An 8479-nucleotide genomic window follows, 5' to 3' on the forward strand; every position below is an offset into this window, starting at 1 on the left:
AACCCGACCTTACCGGCGAACTGTCGATGACCACCGCAAAGCAGCTCGCTCGCTACAGCGCTGTTGAGGGCGCGCTCGCGAGCGGCTTCGCTACCGCCGAGCTACACCACCTGTGGGGACGCGACCAGTGAGCGCGGCGCAACCATCTCGAATGCGAGCCATGCCCTCACGCAATTCGGCTTCCGAACTGGCGAAAGAAATGCGGAAGTAGCCTTCGGTTCCGAACGCCAATCCGGGTACGATTGAGACACCGCAGTCTTGGAGAAGATACTGGCAAAGGTCTTCATCGTCGGTCAATGTCTCGCCCCTTGGAGTCGACGTTCCGCGCAACGAGCGCCAATCGACGAACGCGTAGAAGGTTCCGTCGGGCTCGTTCGCTTTTAGACCCGGGCAATGCGACAGCTCAGTCATCACAAGATCGCGCCGGGCTCGGTATTCACCCAAATAGCGCCGTACAGAGTCTTGCGGCCCCCGCAGGGCCTCGGCGGCAGCCGCTTGGGCAATTGAACATGCGCAAGAGGTGGACTGGCTTAGAACCGCCTTAATCGCCTTAATGAGAGGCGCCGGCCCGCCTGCATAACCGATGCGCCATCCGGTCATCGCATATGCTTTCGACACACCGTTGATTGTAAGGATGCGGCCTTGCAAATCCGGGCGGAGTTGAGCTGGAGTGACGAACGGCTCATCCTGGAAGATGATGTGTTCGTACATGTCATCGATCATGAACCAGACGTGCGGATGTCGCTCGATCACCTCTAGGATGGCTTCATAATCCGCCTTCCGATAGACCGCTCCAGATGGGTTGGACGGGGAATTGATAAGCAGCCAGCGGGTATTCGGCGTGATCGCCCGCTCGAGGTCCTCGGCCCGCAGTTTGAAACCGTCCTGCGCGTGCGTCGGCAGGACCACTGCCCGCGCGCCCATCATTTCGACGATGTCGCCGTAGCTCCCCCAGTACGGTGCCGGGAGGATAACTTCGTCACCTGGACTCAAAGTCGCGAAGAAGGCGCTGAACAGCAGCATCTTCGCGCCTGAGGTAACGACAATCTGGTCGCTTTCGAAGTAAATGCCGTTCTCTCGCGAGAATTTCTCTTGCACGGCAGATTTGACCTCGGGCGTGCCGTCGAGCGCAGTGTAATGAGTATCCCCAGCTCGCATTGCGCGGATGGCCGATTCGACAATATTCTCAGGCGTCCCGAAATCGGGCTCACCCAAATGCATGCAAGCAATCTGGCGCCCTTGGCGTCTCAATTCGGCAGTGGCGGCGGTCATTCGCGTAATCGCCGATGGGCCAACCTTCGAAAGCGCCGGGGACGTGCGGAAGGCGGAGGCCACAGGATTTGCTGCGTCGCCCATACTGATCTGTGCTCCAGTTACAATATTACAATATCGTGGCCTCACTACCACAACACAGGGACACCCAGCGAGCTCGGTGACGTCACCGTCTTTAGCGCCGCAGATATTCTCTTTAACTTATCATCGGCAAATCGATCGTAATATACTTGGTTCTTTCGTCCTATGTTATGCTCTGCGCTGAAGCTTCCGCCATACTCGTTTACGACGATGTTATAGACAAGCGATCGTATTCTGTTCTCATAGCCTGGGTCGGCTGCATTGGCGCTACCACGATCGAGGACCAAATTGAAATGAACGCCCCCATCACCAATGTGGCCGAACTCGCAAATTCGGACGTCCGGGAAGGCCACTGGAAGTTCGGTCCTCATTCGTTTCAGGAAGTGCATGACGTCGCCACGCTTGAAGGCAATATCAAGGGCCACCAGTTTGCCAACAGCTTTCACCCCTTCAGAGATCGCATGCCTCAGGGCCCAAAGCTCGTGCGATGGGCCAACGAGAACGTCCTCCAGAAGCTCATTGTTGCTATCCCAGAGCTCCGACAGCATAGTCTGCAGTTGTTCATCTATGGAACTCTCAGTTTGCTGACCCTCCCAGCTTCGAGAGATCTCGACCAAAATTGCATACTCTGGGTACTCGCGTCGCGAAAATGGGTTCTTGAGCCGCGGCACGTGAGCCAATGCAGCTGCAATAGCATTCCCCGACATGCCCTCGAAGGCCGAGAGGCTAGGGCCGGCTCTCCTTTCAATTAACTTTAGGAGAGGAAGGACAGCATCGAAACTTTTCGGCACCAATAGTGCTGTTGCGACTTGCCGAGGCACGGGTTCAACATTGAGCACACATTCCGCCACGATACCAAATACACCACAGGTTCCAATAAAAAGCTGCTTCCAATCGACTCCGACGTTGCTTTTACGAAGAGACGACCCAAGCTTCACGACCGAACCGTTCTCATCTGCGAGAACGACCGTGAGCCCTAGAGTATTGCGCCGAACGTCCCCATAACGGATGAAGCGCGCACCGCCTGTGTTAGTCGCGACCATGCCTCCCATTAAAGGGTCGGCGCCAAGATCAATCGGGAAGAAGAGCCCGTCTTTTTCCAACCGAGCATTTAGCTCGGATAGCCGATAGCCCGCATCAAGATGAACCGACCGGTTCTCGGCATCAATGTCCAAGCGATTGCGGAGACGCTCGAGACTAACAACTGCTTGGGTTCCGCTTGGATCGGGCGTTGACCCGGCTACAACCCCCGTGTTTGCTGATTGGGGGATGATGGCGATCGAGTTTCGAACGCAAAAGCTAACGGCAGCAGATAGTTCTGGTACCGTCGCAGGCCGAAGCACAAATGCGGCTTTTCCGACATCGAACCGGGCACCGCACTCATAGCGTACGCAATCGTTCCCGGTAAGAATGCCGTCATCCCCCAACAATTGCCTTAACTGTGCAATTTGGCTTAGGTTAATATTTTCCATTATTGAATTCATATTGCTAGCAGACGCCTCGTCGCATTGTTGAACAGATATCGAATTCAAGCCGGCCAGTTTAATGCTTGCCTCAACGGTAATACCGCAGTCCTTTAGCTTCACCCGGCCAACATGCTATACACTGTCAGCAATTGACCCTAATTCGCCGATCGTGGGCGGGCTCCGTCGTAAATCTACCGCGCCCAGAAAGCTTCCGGGCCGACGGACATGCCTTCAGCCCACGTCTCGCGATCGCAGGCAACATGGCACGGCACATGTTGTCTACTCTCCATCGTGACTTTACGAACCACCTCAATAGCCGAGACTTGCATTGTAGAGGGGGTGAGGAGGAAGACCTCTTTCCATCTTGATGATGTTTTCAGCGATACGTTTTGCCCCGTACTTGACACTTGTCGGTCCAGCAGCATGTGGCGTTACAACTACACACGGATGGCTCCAGTAGGGGCTGGGGGACGGCAAAGGCTCCTCGCGAAAAACGTCCAGCACCGCTCCCGCCAGGTGCCCTTCATCAAGGACCCTCAACAGATCGTCATCGCCGACAGCCTCGCCTCGCCCCATATTGATGAGAAAAGCACCCTTCGGCATCTGTCTCAAGCGCGCATCATTCAATAAGTTCGCAGTTTCTGGAGTAGGAGGCAGGACCGAAATGAGGATTTCGCTCCGCCTCAACAGTTGCGCCAGCCCCTCCTCGCCAACAAAGCAGGATACCCCTTCGATATCCTTCTTTGAGCGACTCCAACCACCGACGTCAAAGTGCATGTCCCGGAGCATCTCGACAAGCTTGCCTCCAATTTCGCCGAGGCCAAGAACACCGACTTTTCGGTCCTCATTGGGAGGATAGGAATGGCGTTTCCAGGTCTTCGATTGCTTCTGCCGCAGATATCGATCGAACCCTCTGTGAAAGTGTAAGGTCCAATGAAGAGCATACAAGGACATGTCCAAACTGAGCGCCTCGTCGGTGAGACGCACGATGGGAATGTCGCGCGGCACACCCGAGTCGCGCAGGATATGCGAAACGCCAGCTCCAATGGAAAATATTGCCTTCGCGTTGGGGTACTTCTCGATCTCACCGAGAGGAGGCATCCAAGCCATAATGTAGTCGACCTCGGCGCGATCGCCTACATCGGGAAACACACGAAAATCAATATCTCCGACTAACTCCTCCATGAAAAATTTCCATTCATACGCGTTCCCCTGCTCCCAGAGAAATAATACGCAAGGCTTGGACGACTTCGCGCTCGGACTGTATTTCATTTTACCGCTCATCAGACTCTACGAGATCTAGGCCAGACGCTTTCAGTGACTCGATCGTCGACTGAATGTGTAAATTCATTTCGGCGGCAGCGATTGTTGATTGCCGACGCCTAATTGCGTTGTAAATCGCCTCATGCTCTTGATTTGCATTCTCAAGGCGCAACAGAAATCGCTCGACCGAGTTTCGAACAAGCAAGACCCTTTCGTGAAGCTTTGTGAGGATGCCGATCAAAACCTCGTTGCCGGTTGATTTGGCTATTGCCAAATGAAACTCAGAATCAAGAAGGTTAAACGTGCTGCCGTCTCCCCTTCCTGCCGCTATTCTCATCGCCTCAATCATTGCTTTCAATTCGCCAAGCTGCGCGTCAGTGATCGTTTCAGTAACGATGGAGGCCGAGAGACATTCCAAGCTCTGACGAACCCGATAGATGTCGATCATCTCGGAAACGGATATCCTGCTGACTACATAGGCCCGCCCCTGGCGCACTAGGAGCCCTTCTTCAAGCAGCCTCAACAGAGCCTCGCGAACGGGCGTTCTGGATCCGCCGAAGGATTCGGCCACGGTGGTCTCGTATAGACGTTCGTCCGACTTAAGGGAGGCCGACAAAATTCCTTCTTTCAGTCTGGAATACACGTCGGCGCTTAGCCGAGCGGATGTCGGCATATATAAACGGCCCGACGACCGTTTGCGGGATATTGCATTTGCATGGGACAAAGCGTTGCTACCAATCTTCAGAAAGAGACTTCGGAGGATGTCCATACACTTGACATCATTCTCAAACAATTAGGGATCTAACCGGCGAAATCCACTCACTGCACCACGAATGGTCACCTCAGCCCAGCTCTGCTCCTAATGTATACCGAACGTAATCCCTGTCAATCAGGAACGGTGCTCAGAGGCTGCGTTTTCTCCTACCAGCCGATGACGCTGAACATACTGGCGTTTTGCGAAAAGGGTCGATCGGGAGGCTTGGGTCCAGAGGGAGACGTGATGCCTGACTTCTTGCAGTCGATGTCCGATAATGTACACCGACTTATAACGGGAAACTGTGCAACAGCGTGCCGAGCGCAATGTTCCTACTGCCGGTCAATTGGGTTGCCGATCATCAGCGTAGGCGCGCTGGAGAAGTCCTGGGATGCACTGTATTCTGGGCCCCCAAGCGAATTCGTTACGGGATGGCAGAACGATAGTGTCGCATTGCGCGTAAGCCAGCTACACTTTGCTCCATTCTGGTCCTGGCTTTGGCGCAGACGCTGTTGTCGTCGTTCCCAGATCGCTCATTAATCCTTCCAGCGCGTGCATCATAAAACGCAGAGCAACCGGGGCGTCCAGCGATCTTGATGCGATCGTTCGGCAATTCTTCTCCAGGGACGCTTTGGCGGCGTGCTGATTTGCGGGCTTTTGACGTCGGACAAGTCATTCTCCGTCCCAAATGCGCATCCAGTTCGGAACATAATTCGTCAGCCCCGAAGACAACATTGCCGTGGGTCACGCCGCGATGCGAGGGCGGCCGGTAGCAACGGCCTCGACATGCGCCTCGATGAACATGCGCTGGCCTTCGATAGTCGAGGCGGAGATGTCGCGCCCGATCTCGATCTCGGCGGTATCGGTCCCGGCGCGCCTGGCGCGGTCCGAGACGATGGCGCGAACACTGGTCTCGGCGGCGGTGAGTGCTGCCCCCTCGTCAGGGAAATCGCACATGTCGTCGCCCGACGATAGCCGAAAAACGCCCTCCACCGGCTGGGTCACCAGCGCCTCTGCGGACACGCGGACCTGGCCAACAACTGCACCGATCGCATTGGCGACGTCCGTGTCCTCAGGCACGATGCAGTCATTGCCAACCAAGTCCGGCAGCCCGGCATAGTGCAGGCGTGCCGAGGCTCCGAGACCGACCACCGGCCGATCGAGCGCTACGGTAAGGCGCGCAATGCCGTTGCGGCCGTCAACTGCGCGCTGGACCAGCGCATGCGCCACAGTGGCAGCGCCGTCAAGCCCCTCCTCGGCAAAGGCAGTTTCAAAGATGACCTCGGCGGAGTAACGGGTCAGCGAGACCAGTATGCGTTTAGCGAGTAATTCTGGAGAGGACGCGATAAACTGGCCGCGGCCATCGCGCTTTCTTGCAAAAAGCTCTGCACCGAGCCGTGCCGAAGCGGCATTCCAATTGTCTTGCCATCCAAGAACATGGGCAGCATCTGACGGCGTGAACCCGGAAATATGCACAAGGCCACGCGCCACAAGCCTGTTCAGGGTAGCATTCTGGGCGCTGGAAACTAGGACCTTGTCGAGCGCCAGCGGAATTGTGCCAATCGTCTCGTAGAGCTTGGCCTCCGCCAGCGTCAGCCCGGCTGCCAGCCGCTGCGGCACGCCGGTGCGGAAGGCGAAGCGCCCGTCAAGCCGGCTGGTGTTGGCAGTCCCCAGCTGCCTCTCGAGTTCCGCAGTGATCGCCTCGCCATCCATCATGCCGGACAGCGCCAGTGGTACCAGCCGGCGGGGACCGAGCAGGATGCGTGGTTCGAGCGGGCCCTCCTCCAGCGCGACTTCAGAATCGCCGCCGAGGCCGAAGGTGCGCATGGCGACAGCCTCGACCATGGTCCGGTAGCCACCGACGGTGGCGCCCTCCGGGTCAAGACGCGGGCGCCCCCGGTCGAGAACGGCAACGTCGGTGGTGGTGCCGCCGATGTCGGAAACGACGGCATTGTCGAGCCCCGTCATGTGGCGGGCGCCGACAAGACTTGCCGCCGGGCCTGAAAGAATGGTTTCGATCGGCCGGGCGCGGGCAAAGGCCGCCGACACTAGCGCTCCATCGCCGCGCACAACCATCAGCGGCGCAGCAATACCGCGCGCCGCAAGGAACCCTTCGGTCGCCGCCACCAAACTGTCGATCATCGAGATCAGCCGAGCGTTAAGCAGCGTTGTCAGCGCCCGCCGTGGGCCGCCAAGCTTGGTGGAAAGTTCATGGCTGGCTGTGACCGGAAGCCCGGTCTTTTCCCGGATCATGTCGCAGGCGAGGAGTTCGTGTGCCGGATTGCGGGTTGCGAAATAGGCGCAGACCGCAAAGCCCGAGACGGAGGCGCCAAGTGCCGGCAGCGCTTCTTGGAGCGTGGAAAGGTTGAGGGGTTGGGCCTTGCCATGGACGTCGTGGCCGCCCGGCGCGAAGACCACCGGGTCGCTGCCGAGCGCAGATCTCAACCCATCACGGGCAAGATCGGCCTCTGTGAAACCGATCATCACCAGTGCGACGCGGCCGCCCTGACCCTCGACCAAAGCGTTGGTCGCAAGCGTGGTCGACATAGACACAAGCTTGATGTCCGCCGGATTGGTAGCTGCCTCGCCGAGGACCGCGTCGACTGCGCCCGAGATGCCGACTGCCAGATCATGCCGCGTGGTTAACGCCTTGGCCTTCGCCACCACCGTGCCGGAGCCGGCCGGCTTTTCGCACCACAGTACGGCGTCGGTGTATGTGCCGCCGGTATCTATCCCGAGGAACAAGGCGGCGGGCCTTTCTACAGCGATCATCTTTTTCTTCTTGCGTTTGGATGCTTCCGGTCGTTGAGCCCATCGCTCCCGGACTAGGAAGTGCATCGCGTCGCGCCATCGGCGCTGTCTGTCAAATCAGGAAATCGGGGCGGTGCGGCGTAAAACTGTCGACGATGCGGCCGGCAGCCAGCGCCTGGACCATGGTTCAGACCGGAGGATACAATGAAGGCGCCGCCGGCGGCGATTATCTCGACCTCGCCGTCGATCGCCATCAGGCCCTCAGCCACACATCTTGCCTGCACGTGCCTATGCGAGCGCATGACACCGCAGCACCTTCCCGAATGCCTTCTGCATCTAAGGCACTGGTGCCGTCCCGCGTCACGCCGCGGGTTTGTGTGATGGCTACGGTGAAATTGAACGCGCCGAGTTCGGCAATCATGTGCGAATCGTTCCGTTTCTCCGTCGCCACTGCCGCTGAACATGCCCGCAACCACCGGCGTTGCAAGGTCGGTTTGGGGGCGTGGAAATACAGGGGTGACGCCAGTCCGCTCCGACAATAACCGACCGTCGCCGGAGGTGAGCGTCGTATAGTCAACCCCCGGCACATCAGTGAGGGTGTTGTTGGCGCCGGGTTCACCGTCGAAGTGAATGGCGAAGGCCCGCGCTGGGCTTGGCTGACGGCGTATTCCTGTGCGGGTTCAGTCCGGCCATACGGTCTTCCTAAAGTGTTCCAATGGAGTTTCAAAAAATTTTCCAATCCCGCTCCAATCAACACTTCCTCCAGCTATGTTTGGATCTCTCGCTCGCGACGCTCGACAAAGTCCCGCAGCGCCTCGCGTGTCGAAGCCTCAAGCGCCGGTGGCTCCTCCTCGTATTTGCTCAGCATCTTTCGGCACCATTCGCGGCCGCG

At 57.8% G+C, this 8479-nt stretch carries 6 protein-coding genes; all 6 read right to left on the reverse strand.

Annotated elements, in window-relative coordinates; translation table 11 throughout:
• Nucleotides 1-90 precede the first annotated feature (90 nt).
• Nucleotides 91-1356: a pyridoxal phosphate-dependent aminotransferase gene (locus tag O7A61_RS29275; RefSeq protein ID WP_337132723.1), complete on the reverse strand. Its 1266-nt coding sequence runs from the start codon at nt 1354-1356 to the stop codon at nt 91-93.
• A gap of 44 nt (nt 1357-1400) precedes the next feature.
• A complete protein-coding gene (locus O7A61_RS29280; RefSeq protein WP_337132729.1) occupies nt 1401-2825 on the reverse strand; it encodes an FAD-binding oxidoreductase in 1425 nt (474 codons plus the stop codon).
• 303 nt (nt 2826-3128) lie between these two features.
• Nucleotides 3129-4091 carry a 2-hydroxyacid dehydrogenase gene (locus tag O7A61_RS29285; protein ID WP_337132724.1) on the reverse strand — a complete coding sequence of 321 codons (963 nt, stop codon included), beginning with the start codon at nt 4089-4091 and terminating at the stop codon, nt 3129-3131.
• A gap of 1 nt (nt 4092) precedes the next feature.
• Nucleotides 4093-4851: a GntR family transcriptional regulator gene (locus O7A61_RS29290; RefSeq protein WP_337132725.1), complete on the reverse strand. Its 759-nt coding sequence runs from the start codon at nt 4849-4851 to the stop codon at nt 4093-4095.
• 729 nt (nt 4852-5580) lie between these two features.
• The gene (locus O7A61_RS29295; RefSeq protein WP_337132726.1) at nt 5581-7608 is read right to left on the reverse strand and encodes a hydantoinase/oxoprolinase family protein; all 2028 of its coding nucleotides are present in this window, start codon (nt 7606-7608) and stop codon (nt 5581-5583) included.
• Nucleotides 7609-7661: 53 nt separating this feature from the next.
• Nucleotides 7662-8174, reverse strand: coding sequence for a hypothetical protein (locus O7A61_RS29300; protein ID WP_337132727.1), 513 nt, complete (start codon nt 8172-8174; stop codon nt 7662-7664).
• Nucleotides 8175-8479: the final 305 nt, after the last annotated feature.

Source organism: Mesorhizobium sp. Cs1321R2N1, assembly GCF_037179725.1.
Classification (GTDB): Bacteria; Pseudomonadota; Alphaproteobacteria; order Rhizobiales; family Rhizobiaceae; genus Mesorhizobium; species Mesorhizobium salmacidum.

Bases quoted from the DNA above. Each gene is read 5' to 3' on its own strand.
- O7A61_RS29285 (WP_337132724.1), bottom strand. From the start codon at position 4,091: ATGAAATACAGTCCGAGCGCGAAGTCGTCCAAGCCTTGCGTATTATTT.
- O7A61_RS29290 (WP_337132725.1), bottom strand. From the start codon at position 4,851: ATGGACATCCTCCGAAGTCTCTTTCTGAAGATTGGTAGCAACGCTTTG.
- O7A61_RS29295 (WP_337132726.1), bottom strand. From the start codon at position 7,608: ATGATCGCTGTAGAAAGGCCCGCCGCCTTGTTCCTCGGGATAGATACC.
- O7A61_RS29275 (WP_337132723.1), bottom strand. From the start codon at position 1,356: ATGGGCGACGCAGCAAATCCTGTGGCCTCCGCCTTCCGCACGTCCCCG.
- O7A61_RS29280 (WP_337132729.1), bottom strand. From the start codon at position 2,825: ATGGAAAATATTAACCTAAGCCAAATTGCACAGTTAAGGCAATTGTTG.